The sequence below is a fragment of the Thiomicrorhabdus sp. 6S3-12 genome, assembly GCF_017571475.1.
Lineage (GTDB): Bacteria > Pseudomonadota > Gammaproteobacteria > Thiomicrospirales > Thiomicrospiraceae > Thiomicrorhabdus.
This window is the reverse complement of record NZ_JAGETW010000005.1, coordinates 176,053-190,748: the sequence shown is the minus strand read 5'-3', so window position 1 is coordinate 190,748 and position 14,696 is coordinate 176,053. Positions and strand designations below refer to the sequence as shown.

The 14,696-nt window shown below is 45.7% G+C and carries 15 protein-coding genes; 9 read left to right on the top strand and 6 right to left on the bottom strand.

The window, feature by feature from the left end:
• Window positions 1-10 precede the first annotated feature (10 nt).
• The 3 genes from J3999_RS07690 to J3999_RS07680 all read right to left on the bottom strand — a co-directional run bounded on the left by J3999_RS07690 (window position 11) and on the right by J3999_RS07680 (window position 3,373).
• Window positions 11-649 (bottom strand): hypothetical protein, encoded by a 639-nt coding sequence (locus J3999_RS07690; protein WP_208127323.1) that lies wholly within the window; start codon window positions 647-649, stop codon window positions 11-13.
• Between the two features lie 259 nt (window positions 650-908).
• The gene (locus J3999_RS07685; protein WP_208127322.1) at window positions 909-2,540 is read right to left on the bottom strand and encodes a hypothetical protein; all 1,632 of its coding nucleotides are present in this window, start codon (window positions 2,538-2,540) and stop codon (window positions 909-911) included.
• A gap of 104 nt (window positions 2,541-2,644) precedes the next feature.
• Window positions 2,645-3,373, bottom strand: coding sequence for an MBL fold metallo-hydrolase (locus J3999_RS07680; protein ID WP_208127321.1), 729 nt, complete (start codon window positions 3,371-3,373; stop codon window positions 2,645-2,647).
• 481 nt (window positions 3,374-3,854) lie between these two features.
• On the opposite strand from J3999_RS07680, the gene J3999_RS07675 reads away from it, so the two are divergent.
• Both J3999_RS07675 and J3999_RS12040 read left to right on the top strand, forming a co-directional pair.
• The gene (locus tag J3999_RS07675; RefSeq protein WP_208127320.1) at window positions 3,855-4,523 is read left to right on the top strand and encodes a DUF2202 domain-containing protein; all 669 of its coding nucleotides are present in this window, start codon (window positions 3,855-3,857) and stop codon (window positions 4,521-4,523) included.
• A gap of 18 nt (window positions 4,524-4,541) precedes the next feature.
• Window positions 4,542-4,976, top strand: a complete 435-nt coding sequence (locus tag J3999_RS12040; RefSeq protein ID WP_208127319.1) for a thrombospondin type 3 repeat-containing protein — start codon at window positions 4,542-4,544, stop codon at window positions 4,974-4,976.
• Window positions 4,977-5,015: 39 nt separating this feature from the next.
• On the opposite strand, the gene J3999_RS07665 is transcribed toward J3999_RS12040, so the two are convergent.
• Together J3999_RS07665 and J3999_RS07660 are read right to left on the bottom strand one after the other, a co-directional pair.
• Entirely contained in the window at window positions 5,016-5,675 is a 660-nt protein-coding gene (locus J3999_RS07665) for a rhodanese-like domain-containing protein (RefSeq protein ID WP_208127318.1), read from the bottom strand.
• Between the two features lie 346 nt (window positions 5,676-6,021).
• The gene (locus J3999_RS07660; protein ID WP_208127317.1) at window positions 6,022-6,495 is read right to left on the bottom strand and encodes an HAD family hydrolase; all 474 of its coding nucleotides are present in this window, start codon (window positions 6,493-6,495) and stop codon (window positions 6,022-6,024) included.
• Between the two features lie 373 nt (window positions 6,496-6,868).
• Here J3999_RS07660 and J3999_RS07655 point away from each other — a divergent pair, with 373 nt between their 5' ends.
• The 5 genes from J3999_RS07655 (at window position 6,869) to J3999_RS07635 (ending at window position 11,308) form a co-directional block, all read left to right on the top strand.
• On the top strand, window positions 6,869-7,939 hold the full coding sequence (locus J3999_RS07655; RefSeq protein WP_208127316.1) for an alkene reductase: 1,071 nt from the start codon (window positions 6,869-6,871) through the stop codon (window positions 7,937-7,939).
• A 227-nt stretch (window positions 7,940-8,166) separates the two neighbouring features.
• Window positions 8,167-8,730 carry a DUF2058 domain-containing protein gene (locus J3999_RS07650; RefSeq protein ID WP_208127315.1) on the top strand — a complete coding sequence of 188 codons (564 nt, stop codon included), beginning with the start codon at window positions 8,167-8,169 and terminating at the stop codon, window positions 8,728-8,730.
• Window positions 8,731-8,914: 184 nt separating this feature from the next.
• Window positions 8,915-9,577, top strand: coding sequence for a methyltransferase (locus J3999_RS07645; RefSeq protein ID WP_208127314.1), 663 nt, complete (start codon window positions 8,915-8,917; stop codon window positions 9,575-9,577).
• 323 nt (window positions 9,578-9,900) lie between these two features.
• Window positions 9,901-10,110, top strand: a complete 210-nt coding sequence (locus tag J3999_RS07640) for a cold-shock protein (RefSeq protein ID WP_208127313.1) — start codon at window positions 9,901-9,903, stop codon at window positions 10,108-10,110.
• A 307-nt stretch (window positions 10,111-10,417) separates the two neighbouring features.
• Window positions 10,418-11,308, top strand: coding sequence for an SMP-30/gluconolactonase/LRE family protein (locus J3999_RS07635; RefSeq protein ID WP_208127312.1), 891 nt, complete (start codon window positions 10,418-10,420; stop codon window positions 11,306-11,308).
• A 187-nt stretch (window positions 11,309-11,495) separates the two neighbouring features.
• On the opposite strand, the gene J3999_RS07630 is transcribed toward J3999_RS07635, so the two are convergent.
• Window positions 11,496-12,557 carry a hypothetical protein gene (locus J3999_RS07630; protein WP_208127311.1) on the bottom strand — a complete coding sequence of 354 codons (1,062 nt, stop codon included), beginning with the start codon at window positions 12,555-12,557 and terminating at the stop codon, window positions 11,496-11,498.
• A gap of 126 nt (window positions 12,558-12,683) precedes the next feature.
• Between J3999_RS07630 and J3999_RS07625 the strand changes: the two genes are divergently transcribed.
• Both J3999_RS07625 and J3999_RS07620 read left to right on the top strand, forming a co-directional pair.
• Window positions 12,684-13,085 carry a DUF3617 family protein gene (locus tag J3999_RS07625; protein ID WP_208127310.1) on the top strand — a complete coding sequence of 134 codons (402 nt, stop codon included), beginning with the start codon at window positions 12,684-12,686 and terminating at the stop codon, window positions 13,083-13,085.
• Between the two features lie 398 nt (window positions 13,086-13,483).
• Window positions 13,484-14,653, top strand: a complete 1,170-nt coding sequence (locus J3999_RS07620) for a DEAD/DEAH box helicase (RefSeq protein WP_208127309.1) — start codon at window positions 13,484-13,486, stop codon at window positions 14,651-14,653.
• Window positions 14,654-14,696: the final 43 nt, after the last annotated feature.

Genomic DNA, 14,696 nt, shown 5'->3' with positions numbered 1-14,696 from the left:
CCAAAATGCTTTATTTGTTTAAGGGTTTTACATTCAGCAAGGAGACAAATAACGAAATCACAATCGTTCCGAACATAAAACAGAAGACGCCTTGCGAGACGGTAATCGCCCAGGTAAACAGATCGGCCGGCGCAAAAGCCCCGCTCATAGTAAAGTGAATCTGCAAGGCCTGAATGATACCGCCAAGCGGCATCGCCTGAACAAGATAGGCCGGAACTTCTTCGAAAAAACCATTGATCTGATAAATGGTTGCAAACAGAAACATCGCGGTCAGATAGTTGACCATTGCCAGAACGATAACCCTGCCGGTCGCGGAAACTGCCGTCCCTTCGGTAATTTTGCATACCCCGAAGAGAATCACCCCAAGTTCTTTATTAACGATACCGACAATGCGCAAAAACAGAAATGGAATAAGCCAGAGTGTCAGAGGATAAAAAACGGAAACCAGCATTAAAGCAAATGACAGCACCAGCCAGCCGACAATGTAAAACTCGGACAGGAACAAACGCCGGTTGCGAAGAGCCTGCCATTCATGCGAATCCGCTGCAAAATCCAGTTCGCGGAGTTTGTAGTAGCGGTCAACCCAGAAATAGGGCGAAAAGTAATAGATCAGTTGAATCAACCTTTTAACCAGCTCGGCAATATTCATATAAACCTTCTTAAACGACTGTAAACGACAGTGAAAGCTTTTGCGGACGTCTCTTAACGGCAAATACTAATGCGATCTTTTAAGCATTCCTAATCTGCTATTGCGCTGTTCCGCTTAAATCATCGCTCTTTCCTGCCAGACTAAGCCTCTGTTACAGCACTCTCAATCTTGGTCCCGTATGCCGTACAAATTCCAGCTGAGCATAATGCTTACGTGCGACGCTCTGAAATAGATCAATTCCAGACTTCCCTCAAGAGAATCATTTCATTTGGTAATACGAAAGATCGCGTCTTTGCAAAAAAACATCATCCAGAGCGGCTAAAAACCCTGCCTTTATGCCCAGTTTTTTCTTTAATGCATAGATATGATAGAAACCGCCATCCTCACGATAATCGACTGCGATAACATCATAGCGATCAAAATGCTGGAATAAATATTCGGATGCCACATTTGCAGCAACAATGACTTTATCGACCCGCTTCGGATTTTTAAAACCGGCAGGATCAAAGCTGGCCCGATCGCTTAATACCAAATGGTTAGAATTGACTTTATCTTTGTTTCCGATATCAATGGTTCTTGCATGATGAAACATAATGATATCTGGAGAGATCGATTCCATATATTCGATTGAAAGCTGATTTTTTGCCGTGTAAGGCGTGTTCAAACCGACCAGATCGATGATTTTTATTTTTGCTGATTGATTCCAGTACGCCAGCCGCCCCGCTTCGGTCAAAGCAATCGTGACGTCGTTATTGTTGGACGACAAAATCAATTCATTTATTTTCTTAGGAAACTCATTTATATAATTAAACGCGGTAATTTCGGAAAGATCGGATACGTTTTTATAAGAGGAAACGGTTAGAACGATGACAGGCAAGGTAATTAAAAACTTGGAAAATCTAACGTCCTTTTCCGTTCTTAAATAGATCCCTACAAGCACCACAAAGATCAAGAAACTGATAATAAACAACGGTGCCTGAAACCGATAACCTATATTCTGACTCTGCGTCGCAAACATAAGAGCAACATAAAGCAAAACAGCCGGTACCGAATATAATGCGACCACTCTTAGTTTTTTGAAAACAATTGATAGAAAAACAATCGCCAGAAGGTAAACGGATGTCCAGTCATGATTGATCCATTTCATGTTCCTACCCAGACCGGCCAAGCCGCCCTCACTGCTCTTCACATACAGCGGCAAAGGCAACAGGTTGCCAAAATAGTTATAACGCCACAGAAAATAGACGACACCGATAACAAAAGCGATCAAGGTATAAATGGCAAATTTCTTAAACTCTTTGTTTTGCGAACAAAGATACAAAGAGACAAGCCAGAAACCGATCGCCAGAATGACTCCATCCGGTCTGAATAGCGACAGTGCAATACCTACCAGAGGAATCAAATAGCACTTCTCTCCATGATAAATAAAGTAAACCGCCAGAGAAATCAGACCCAGATAAAGATAAACACTAAAACCGCCGATACCGGCCAAAAGAAAAGACTGAGGAATCCATAGCAAAGGCAGAACAAAGTAGAAAAACTTGAACCTGAAACTCTCTTCTTTCGATTCGAGTAATATTTTGGATATCAAAAGGGATACGATAAACACACCGACTGAATTGAGGATGAGGACCGCTGTGCCGCTATCAATTCCTAAAAAGACGAGTATGGAGATCAGGATCATCCAGAGAAAATCTGTTGCCCCTTCAATCGGCGGGGCTCCGGGGAAATAGGTAATCCCGTTTCCATTAACAAAATTTTCCACATAAATGAATAATATATACGCATCTTCATGAAAGTGCCCGTTATGCATGATTAGCAAACTAGCAATAAAGAAAACAAACCCAATAAATAATGGATATAAATAATCATTTTTTTCAAATAAATTCATAATGCGCAGCATCACTCTTTTAAATTTTTAAACGTCTAAATCACGCATCCTTCAAAAGGATTTGAATAAAAGCAATTTTTACTAAAATTCGGTAATATTCGTAATTATAACTGTCCAAGCGACAGTGAAAGCTTTTGACCTTGCTTTAACAGCGGCAGATGAGGGTAGTGTTCAATCTGCTCATTATTTAGTCCGTGACCGATAATATAGCAGCCCGGTTTCAGCCAGGGCCCAACTTCTGAGAAGCTGGCGTGCCAGGTGTTTGAATCGGGACGGGCGTCGATGATAAAGGTATCTGCCTGACTTAGCGTCCGATACAACTCGCTTTCCAAGGTCGAATCGCCTGTATAAGCCAATAATGCTCGCTCTTGATAATAGAGAATAAAGGCAAAACTCAACTCGGAATGCCGACCCTGGAAAAATTCGATTGAGAAATATTCGTTCAGTGCCGTGCGTACCTGTTGCGGCGGCGTCAGCCATTCGGCCAAATCCTTCGCAGCAATCCGTTCAAGGTGTTCTGCCAGACGGTGCTGTTGAAGACGCTCGGCAATCTGCTGTTGGCAGATTACCCGGCATTTCCTTCCTTTTGCCTGTTCGACGCGCAAAACAACCGGCAGGTCGCCGGCATGATCGGAATGGTTATGGGTAACGATAATGTCTTTAGGAAAACCACCAAAAGATTTGATGACTTCGTGCCCGACGCCCAGCCCTAAATCGATCAGACAAACTGGCGTTTCATTCTGTAACAGCATAAAGCTGCTACTCGGCAAACCGTCATAAACTTGAGACGCGCCGGCGCCGGTCCCTAAAATCTGCAATTCAAATTCAGTCATATGCATCTAAAACAACAAAATCAGCAGGCATTTAACCATAAATGCGCTAATCGGTGCTGATATTTCACAAGCATAATCAAACCCCATTACCTATAGCTTTCTCCTCTTTCTTTTCCTGCCAGCAAAGGGACTTAGCAACATGAACAAGGTCTTTTTGATCGTTTTTTTTTGCCATCGTTAACCATCAGCTTTAAGAAAATTGCCTTTGCGCTACCGACTTTCTAAACCCTTTGCCGCAAATGTCGGTGCCTGATTAGCGATGCACCCCCTTTCGAAATGCCAAACAGGCAACGTGCAGTACATTAATCAATAGAAAAGGCCATAAAACACCGTCTGCAAAATCCTCTGTGATCTTCCCGCAAAAAAGTTCATGACTTCAGTCAACTCCCCACTCTAATTTCATAATCCTCTAATGTCTTTTGCTAGACTGCTGCAAAAACAAAAATAGATATTACTTGCCACTAAACAATAGAGAAAAATCATGAAAAAGGTTTTATACACTGCCCTGCTTACCGCACTATCATTCAATTCCGTGGAAGCCTATGCCGACAAGAACGCCACTTCGTCCGGCTTGGATAGAGTGGAAGCTTCGCATCTGACTTTTATGCGCGAGGAAGAAAAGCTGGCCCGCGATGTTTATTTAACACTGGCCGAAATGTATCCAGAACAATCAGTCTTCAACCAGATCGCCACGCAATCCGAACAAACCCATACCGATACCATGCGCGATAAACTGGAGCAATTTAACTTAACCGACCCGAACCCGGACGCCAATAACCTACCGGAAGAGATCGGCAAGTTCTACGGTGAAGAATGGGGCTGGTATTTCACAGAAAAATTCGACGCGCTGATCTCCAAAGCGACGGAAAGCGAACTGAGCGCACTTTATGTCGGCGCTTTTATCGAAGAATTGGACATGAACGATATCGTTGTCTGCCCGGAAGTGATGCGCGAGAGCAATTACCCTAAGGTTTGCGGTCTTGAATATACCGATGAAAGTGCTCTGATCAATGCCTACAGCTCGCTTGTCGATGGTTCGGAATACCATCTGCGCGCCTATGTCGGACAGATTGAAGCGGTAATCGGCGAAGGCAATTACCAAGCCCAATACCTGTCGCAGGATGAAGTTGACACCATTCTTGGCCGATAACAACCGGGGCGACTGTCAGTGAAAATTCGTTTAATTTTATCTCTATCGATCCTAGCTTCCGTACCCATTTCCTTTGCCGCATTCGCGGCGGATGCCGATTTTGACGGTGTCGAAGATGCGGTGGACAAGTGTCCCGATACAGCACAATTAAAAAAGGTAAGCCAAGACTTCCGTTACCGAATGGTGATCAATCCTGAGCGGCTTGATGATGGCATTCAAGCCTACCCGGTTGATGCCGAAGGATGCGAATTGGATGACGATCAGGATGGCGTGGTCAACAGCAAGGATTACTGTCCGGAAAATACGCCGCAGGAACTGTCCAAAGGAATTTCGGCAAACGGCTGTCCACTGCATTCCGATCTGGATGGCGTTCCGGACTATCGTGACAAGTGTCCCGGCACCGGAGCGGATCAAAAATCCGACCGCTTCGGTTGCCCTGTTCAGACGCCTTAAAGTCGTGTATTTTTACGACTCCTGTCCGAAAACAGACTGCTAAGGCGTTACGGTCGTCAAACCGGCCGCATGCCAAGCCTGCATCCCGCCGCGATACCAAAATATCTTGTGCGCGGGATAGCCAAGATTCACCAGCGCTTTGATATTAGTCGGCGACTGTCCGCACCAGGGACCGTTGCAGTACATCACCAGCGTTTTCGCATTCGAGAAATCCCAGAGACCATCCACTGCAACCGCGCCGAATCTCAGTGTGAGAATATCCTCGACCTCGAGTGGTTCGTAGGAAGAAGACTGCGGAAACAGTTTCGTCCATGGAATATTGATCGCGCTCGGAATCGTTCCTTTCGCTACCCAGTCCGGAGTTCGCGAATCAATGATGACAATAGATTGATCTCCCTTCGCCTTGCGCTTCAGGAAATCCAGCATTTCCAACTCGCCGATGGTTTGCACGCCCGGAAGCAGTTTGATCGGCTGCAGACAAAACGGCGGGCAGACGCGGGAGGTAAGCGCATAATCTTCATCAATGGTATTGGTTTGATCCTGATTACGCTTGATGGTGACGGATTTGCCGTTGTGATCGACCTGAATTTCCGCCAGTTTGTCGGTAATTTTGACTTTGACCTCTTCGGTGGCAAACGCCGAGGTCGATAGCAACAACAAACTGATTAAAACCGTTACGGGAAATGTTTTGCTGAACATGATTAACTCCTTTGCCATGACTCAAATTTGTTAAATACATACAAAACTTTTAAGGCAAGGCCTATGAATCTCCAACAAATACGGCTTCATCAGCGAAGCCGTAATTTACAGGAGGCGCATATCCATCATATACCTATAAATACGTAGTTAAAAGACAAAATAAGGAATTAAATAAAAATTACTCTCTACTAAATCAAGTACTTAAATTTTACTGTTCAGTAATGGAATCAGCGGGTATCCGGGCATTCGCTCACGGCCGCTGAACCTGTTTCACATCAGCAAACAAGCATAGTCCGATCTGCGCTTACAGCAGACACTCGCAAGTAGACCCCACCTGCTTAAACCGTTATCCATTGCGTAACGAAGCGATCAGTCGTTTCGGTTGCAGCAGAGAATCCAGCAAATCGTCAATCGAACCGAAAAGCAGATCGCTGGCCATCAGCGTTTTGGTTGCGCAGCCCTCTTCCTGCATCACCGCAATCCCGAGACCAGCCTCATGCAACATCAAAGCATCGTTAACACCGTTTCCTGCGGCGACACAGTTTTGCGCCCCCAGTTGTCTGATATATTCCAGTTTCTGACGATCCTGATCGTTTTTGGCAATCACATGAATGGTGATAAAGGTTTGCGCACAGGCTTTATGCACCGAGCCGTGCGTATCCGCGGTAATAACATGCACCTGCAAATACTGCGAAAGATCACGCAATTTATCGATCACACCGTTTTTGATGGCGCCGTCACAGGCAATTGTCCCGTTGTAGTCCAATACCAGATGCGCCAAAGCCAGCGTTTGATTACCGGGAATTTCTATCTGCAGCATTTTTCTTCCTAAGAGTCTGATTCATAAACGAAGATTATAGACCGGATCTGGCACCTCAGATCGCATAAGTCGATCGGATCGAATCAGACAAAACAAAGCGCACTACAATCGAGTCAATTCGAATATAGGTCTATTTGCAGCGCCGTTTTCAAGATTGCTACGCAAAAAAACCAATCAATCGACAACAATGAATATAATGATTTATTCGAGCCCGTTGCCAGAGTCGGACTTCCACAATCATGCACGCTCACCTACGCATCAAGTTGTTCGGTTCAAATTATTGAGTGCGCCGTATGACCGTGAGCCGGCAAGCGAATACTGACTTTACAGCAGCAACATCCACAGGACTTTTCCATAAGGAAGGAACGTTACCATGTCGACAGATACACTTTTTCAACCTGTACAGCTAGGAAACCTCACTCTCGACAACCGCTTTGTCATGGCTCCGCTTACCCGTTGCCGGGCGATAAACCATATCCCCAACGAGCTGATGGCCGAGTACTATACTCAACGCGCCAGCGCGGGATTAATCATTACCGAATGCAGTATGGTCACACCGCAAACGTCGGCATTCGGTAACGATCCCGGCATCTATTCTCAGGAACAGATCGACGGCTGGAAGAAAGTAACCGACTCCGTGCATAATGCCGGCGGACGTATTTATCTGCAAATCTGGCATGCTGGCCGCGCCGCCCATCCTCTGCTCAACAACGGCAAAGAGGCGGTCAGTTCAAGCGCCGTCGCCATTGACGACGAAACCCATACGCCGGAAGGCAAAAAACCCTATACAGTTCCCCATGAACTCACGCAGGAAGAAATCGCGGCAATTGTCGACGATTTCCGCCAAGGTGCCGCAAATGCCATTGCCGCCGGTTTCGACGGCGTCGAAGTACACGGAGCCAACGGTTACCTTATCGACCAGTTTCTGCGTGACGGCTGCAACCAGCGCAGCGATGAATACGGCGGCTCTCTGGAAAACCGCGCACGCTTTTTGAGCGAAATCCTTACCGCCGTCACCAACGAGATCGGCGGTGAACGCGTCGGCTTGCGTCTTTCACCGCTCAACAGCTTCAATAGCATGCAAGACAGCGATCCGGAAGCGTGGATTCGTTATTTGTCACAGCACCTGAATCAATTTGATTTAGCTTATCTGCATGTCATGCGTGCCGACTTTTTCGGCATACAGAAAGCCGATGTCATTCCTATCGCCCGCGAACACTATAAAGGCCACCTGATGGTCAATATGGGCTATTCCGCAGAAGAAGCAGCGCAGACCATCGACAACAACATGGCCGACTCGGTCGCCTTTGGAACCGGCTTCCTGGCCAATCCGGATCTTCCGGCGCGTGTCCAGGCGGGGGCAGCTTTGAATAATCCGGATCCCGACACCTTCTACACCTCTGGTGCGGAAGGCTACACCGACTATCCGTTTATGCAAAGTTAGTCATCCATGCGGCCAAGCAGCAAATCGCTGCTAGCCGCTTCTGCTCAGTTTCGATATTTTCTGTCCTCTGTCTTTCAATCTCGAATTACAAAGCAGCACTCTTGCGCTTTATTCACCCCCGTTTCACCAGTCAAAACCTTTTCCATACGCCCGCGTAAACAAGCCTTAAGCTGCGCAGAATTTAGCGTAAAATAAGCGCCTTTAAAAATAACTTCGGGAATGCAGTCATGGCGGGTTCACTCTTTGACCAACTGAAAAAATCCGGCTTAGTCGATGATAAAAGAGCCAAAAAAGTTCAACGTGAAAAGCAGCAGCAAAACAAACAGAAAAAAGCCAATAAGAGCAAAAAAGGTCAAAACGGCGATCCACAGAACGAAGCCGCTCTGCTCGCCGCCAAAGCGGCCGAAGAAAAAGCACAACGCGATCGCGAGTTGAATCAGAAACGCCAGCAGGAGCAGGCTGAGAAGGCCAAGCAAGCCGAACTGAGACAGATTATTCAAAGCAATCAGCTCAAAGGCTACGAAGGCGATATCGTTTATAACTTTTCCGACGGCACAGCGGTCAAAACGCTGAATGTAAATGAAAAAACCCAAAAAGGACTCGCCAGCGAAAAAATCCTGATCGTCCGTTTCGGCAAAGGTTACGCTCTGATCAAAGCCGAACTGCAGGAAAAAATCGAGCAGCGTGATGCATCCGTGATCGTTAAAAACGAAAGCCTGGAAACCAAACTCTCCAAGGAAGACGAAGACTACTACGCCAAATTCGAGATTCCGGACGATCTGGTCTGGTAATTCACGAATAACATATGCCTCTCGTCTTGATGAGAGGCCCGATTCATCACTGAGTCAGTGGCTATTAACCTATTAAAACCAGCAGCCACAGCCAATTGCGCGTATAGTAACTTATTCGACGTAGCGAATTTTTAGCCGGACTTGTTGCGATTACCCGTCAACAATTTCTGGAGCGCTGCTCGCTATGTTTCCATTTCGTATTCTGTACCAAACCATTGAATTCAAAGAATTTGATATCCATCTGCGCTGTCTGCGCGATAAAAACCAATTTTCCGATCCTTTCGGCGAAGCCGAAGCCCTGGGGATTTCCGATGCGCAGTGGTCTTTGTTCGGAGTCGTTTGGGAATCGAGCCGAATACTGGCCGACAAAATGCAGGATTTTGATATTCAAGGCAAACGTATTCTCGAAGTCGGCTGCGGCATCGGTTTGTCCAGTTTGCTGTTGAATGCGCGTCATGCCGATATCACTGCTACAGATTACCACCCTGAAGCCGGTAACTTTTTGGCTAAAAACACCGATCTGAACCACGGTAAGGCTATTCCTTTCCTGCGCACCGGATGGCATGATCAGCATAACCAGCTCGGCACCTTTGATGTGATTATCGGCTCCGATTTACTGTACGAACAGAATCATATTGCCCTGCTTTCGGAATTTATCGAGCAACATGCCGAGGATGAATGCGAAGTCATTATTGTTGATCCCGGGCGCGGCAATCATGCCAAATTCAGCAAAAAAATGATCGAACTGGGTTTCAGTCACCAGCAATACAAACCGGAACCCAATGACGACGCACCGGCCTTTAAAGGGGTTGTGTTGACCTATCTGCGCAAAAAAAAGCACAAGTGAATAGGCGCTTGAATACCGCCGCTTAGAATTCGCAAACTCGCCCAAAAACCGCTTCCATCACGCCTCATGCAACAGCCTGCGTTCAATCGAACTCGATATTTTTTCACTTTTTTATCAAATAATTGCATTATTTCTGGCTATTTAACGAATTCCCCCGTATACTTCACGGGCTTGAAAAATTCTATAAAGATTTACATTCTACATTTCGCTGTATTATTTCCGTAACACCTCGTCCTGCAGTATCTAAGTTCCACCAGTATTTATCTCTAGCAAGTCACGCCTATTGCAGGCAACATTATTTATTAAAATTTTAGGATGTTATTATGTCTAATACAGTTACAGGAACCGTTAAGTGGTTCAATGAAACCAAAGGTTTCGGATTTATCGAACAGCAGTCTGGCCCGGATGTTTTCGCTCACTTCAGCGCGATTGTCAGTTCAGGTTTTAAAACTTTGGCTGAAGGCCAGGCGGTAGAATTTGTTGTTAAGCCAGGACCAAAAGGCCCACAAGCTGAAAACATTACCGTAATCTAAGATTTTTTCCGCTCGGTGCAAACGGCACTTCGAGCTTGAAAATCAGATAAAAAAGCCGAGTCCGCAATGACTCGGCTTTTTTGTTTTTGCGATCCGGAAAATTTTCGAATCAAAGATAATTGAGACGACAGATTAGGCCCAACAGCATTTTCTCGCTAAGAGGCAAATCGTAAAACTACGTAGTCATTTCCCGTACAATAGCAGGTCATTGCGGTTAGCCCTAATGACAATCAGGCGCGCTACAATAAACAGGCAAAACACTGCGACCAGTGTCCAACCAGAGTATCCACCTTTTCAGGAGTTGATTATGAAATCTACCCGAAGTATTAAAACGTTTTTCTTCGCTTCACTGACCGCACTGTGGTCTATGAACAGCGCTGCAAACCCGGAAACCTCAAGAATCATGGTAAGCGATGTCGGTTTTGCAACGCCGGAATCGGTCGAATATTATGCCGCCGAAGATCTATATCTGGTCACGAATATCAACGGCAGTCCATTCGATGCCGACGACAACGGTTTTATCTCAAAACTGAGTCCGGACGGTAAAGTCGTTGACCTGAAATGGATTGATGGCGCAGATAGCAACGTTGAATTACACGCTCCTAAAGGTATGACGATTATAGGCAATAAACTCTTTGTCGCCGATATCACTCAAATACGTGTATTTGAACTGCCAAGCGGCAAACAGCTGTCTTCGATTGACGTTAAGGGCAGCAGCTTTTTGAACGGCATTACCCCCGCCGATGGCGACTCCGTCTATGTCACCGATACCGGCATGAAACCGGGGTTTGAATCTTCCGGTACCGATGCCATCTATAAAGTTTGGACAAACGGCAAGATTGAAACCATTCTGAAAGATCCCGACATGGGCAGACCGAACGGCATTCTGAATGATAATGGCGATATTTACGTGGTCTTTTTCAGCAGCGCGAAAATGGTCAAGATGAACGAGCAAGGCGAGATCACGGAAATGCCTGAGCCCTACGGTGCGCGATTGGACGGTCTGGTGAAGTTAAAGGATGGTAGCCTCGCTATGTCCAGCTGGGAAAGCTCATCCATCGATGTTTATAGAAACGGCGAATACGAGACCATTGCCGAGTTCCTTAACTCCCCTGCCGATATGGATGTCGATACAAAACGTAACCGTTTACTGATTCCGCTCTTTAATGAAGACAAGGTGTTGATTTTACCGCTGTAAAACACAAGCGGAAACGACTCTCTTTAGGGATCAAGGCTATTGCCAATCAGGCCATAGCAAACACATCCTTAATACAGAAAAGCCTGCAATTGCAGGCTTTTTTAATCTTGCAACTAAAGCAATCCCGGTTTCATTAATTTCGGTTTGCCTTAAGTCAGCAAGTAAATTTTAAAACATAGGTGAAAGCTTAACGTACCTGCATCATAGGCATCTGTGCAGACGGTTTATCGACTTCAAATGTCACGCTTTTGCTGTTGTTCTTCCGATTGGCGTCTTTGAATTTCGGCATTGTCAATGTCGCTGTAATCTCAGTCGTCTTATCGATTTTCAGCTTATCAAATGTATAACCGACACGACTTCCCGGCGTCTTTAACACGCGATCCGGGTCAAGTCCCTTTAGAGTAACGCCGCCCCAGTGTTTCCCATTCACTTTGATGTTCAGTGCGAAAGCATCCTTACCTCTGCGCTCATACAAGTCGTCGCTCAAACGACCTTCGCCATTGTTTCTGACCTGCACATGAACTTTATCACCGCTTAACCGTATCATACGGATCCCAAGGTCACGGGGAGGCATCAGGTTGTCAGCCACTGCATACTGCTCGCCAGGGAAATCGACTTTCAGTTCGATCTCCGGTGCCAGGCTGCGGCTTACATTCTCCAATACCACAAAGTACATCCCTTGAGTCAACGACAATTCCACCGCATCGATATCATAATGTCGTCTCCCGACGGTGACCTGGTTATCCGGAGTGGAGGCAAAACGTACCGTATTTGAGTAAACATGGATGTATCCAGGTAAAGGTTTAGGCTTACGTTTTTTGCCCATCAGCCCATCGAGTGTTTTTTTGAGCGCTCTGGTAATTCCTCGAATCTGATCACCGGCGATATACTCGGCCGGATTATATTTATTAATATCGTTAACGATCTTTTGGAACTGACTCTGATTCATCGGCTTTTTCTCAGCTGAGAAGAAACGGGAATCCACCAGCATCATACGCACCGGGCGATTCGCATCTCTGAATCTTTCAGGCTTATAGTTGTTCACTTTTACTTCGATATTGACCCTGCCCGGCTTGGTCACTTCAAATGGATAAAACATAGTATAAGGATCACCTTTCTTGCCGTTGTAAAGCACCAGATCCTGATGAAGCAGTCCTTCATTCTTCTCTATAGCGGCATACAGATTAGTACTTCCGATCGCGACCGCAAATGCTAAAAGCATTTTTATGACCTGTGACATCTTGTACATCGTTTTATCCTTTTTTTTATTGATATTGCCAACTAAAGATATCACAATTGTTTTTAGTCGTTGAAAAGACAGATTGATTTTGATCAATTGCCACCAGAGAAAAATAAATAGATAAAAGAGGTTTATATGAAAAGCAGCAGAGCGTTACTCCTTCTCCTGTCATTATTGGTTTCCGGCTGTTCGGCGGATACAAGTGAAATAAACATGGAAGAAGGTAAATGGCGAATCCAGACGACTATCGAAATGGAAGGCATGCCAATGATGATTCCACCTGTCACCGTCGAGCAGTGTATAACTGAACAGGATCTGGTTCCCGAACAGAAAAATCAGGACGGTTCGGAATGTGAAATGATGCAACATGATATCAACGGCAATACCGTCACGTGGCAATTCAAATGTAACGATTCTTCCGGAAGCGGAGAGATTACCTACAACGGTAAAAGCATGAACGGCAAGATGACCACAACCGCCGCCGGTATGAAAATGAATTCTACAATCAAAGGCACCTACATCGGGCCTTGTGATTAAGCGCTGACAGAAAAAGGGGATCGTTTATAAACATCCCCTTTTTTAATTAATTAATGCGTAAAGTGAAATTTAAGGACGGTAACGTCGCTGTGACCAGTTGAGAAAACTTGATTAGAACAGCTCTTCCATCAATGTTTATAGAAACGACAGAAACGAAACCCACGCTAAACTCCTCCCCCCTGCCGTCAGGAATATCGACACAAACAGTAGCCTTGAAAACCCACTTCAAGAACTTAACTGCTCAGAATCACAGGCCTATTGACAGGCGATCTTAATTAACTCTTTCTGATTTGATCTAACGACGTAGGAATAATAAATTAAAAGGGATTTTCGTCGATCTCGGTCAAGACAATCGCGTAAAATTCAGCCCATAACTTCAAAACGGACACGAGGCCATAATGTCTTTCGCCAAACTCGGATTATCCAGCCTGATTCTTAAAGCGCTTAAGGATGCGAACTACCAGCAACCGACTGAGATTCAGAAAAAAGCGATTCCATTACTTCTGAAAGGCGAAGATATTATTGCTTCGGCACAAACCGGAACCGGAAAAACCGCCAGTTTTGTCTTGCCGATTCTAGAACAACTCGATAATGGCGAAACTGTCCGCGGACGCTCAATCCGTGCGTTGATTCTGGTTCCGACCCGGGAGCTGGCTAAACAGGTCGAAACCAGCATTAAAAACTATGGTAAATACCTAAATTTAAGTTCGCTCGCCATCTACGGTGGTACCGACATAGAGTCTGACAAAGAGACTCTGGCGCAAGGTGTCGATATTCTGGTCACGACACCCGGCAGACTATTGGATATGGCCTACCAGCGCGCTCTGTATTTTAATGACTTAGAATTCTTTGTGCTCGACGAAGCCGATAAAATGCTCGATATGGGCTTTATTGAAGACCTCAATAAAATCATTGAACGTCTGCCAGGCAACCGTCAAAGCATGCTGTTCTCGGCAACCCTGAATGACAAAGTCCGTTATCTGGCGGATACGGTTTATGACGATGCGGTTGAGCTTAAGATTGCGCCAAAAGGCAAAACACCGAATATTGAACAGTGGATGATTGCCGTCGACAAAGACACCAAATCGGCTCTGCTGAGCCACTTGATTAAAGAGAACAACTGGGATCAAGCGCTGATATTTGTCGAGAAAAAACACTCCGCCGCAAAACTGGTCGAGCAACTCGGCAAACGCGGCATTATTGCCGACTCGATCCATGCCGGGCGCAGTCAGGCACAGCGCGAAAAAGTCTGGAATGAATTTAAAACCGGTAAGCTGCAATTTCTGGTCGCCACCGGTGTTGCTGCTCGCGGACTGGATATGCAAAACCTGAGCCGTGTCGTCAACTACGACCTGCCATACCCGGCAGAAGAATATATTCACCGCATCGGTCGAACAGGACGTGCGGGGCAAAAAGGCCAAGCCATTTCATTAGTCTCCAAAGACGACTTTAAAAACCTCTGTATGATCGAAAGCCTGCTCAACCACCTGCTTGAACGCAGAGAAGTTGCCGAATTCCCGGTACGCAAAGCGGTACCGATTTCAATTCTTAATTACCACAAACGATAGAAAACAAAAAAGCCTGCATTTGCAGGCTTAAATCATTCTAAAA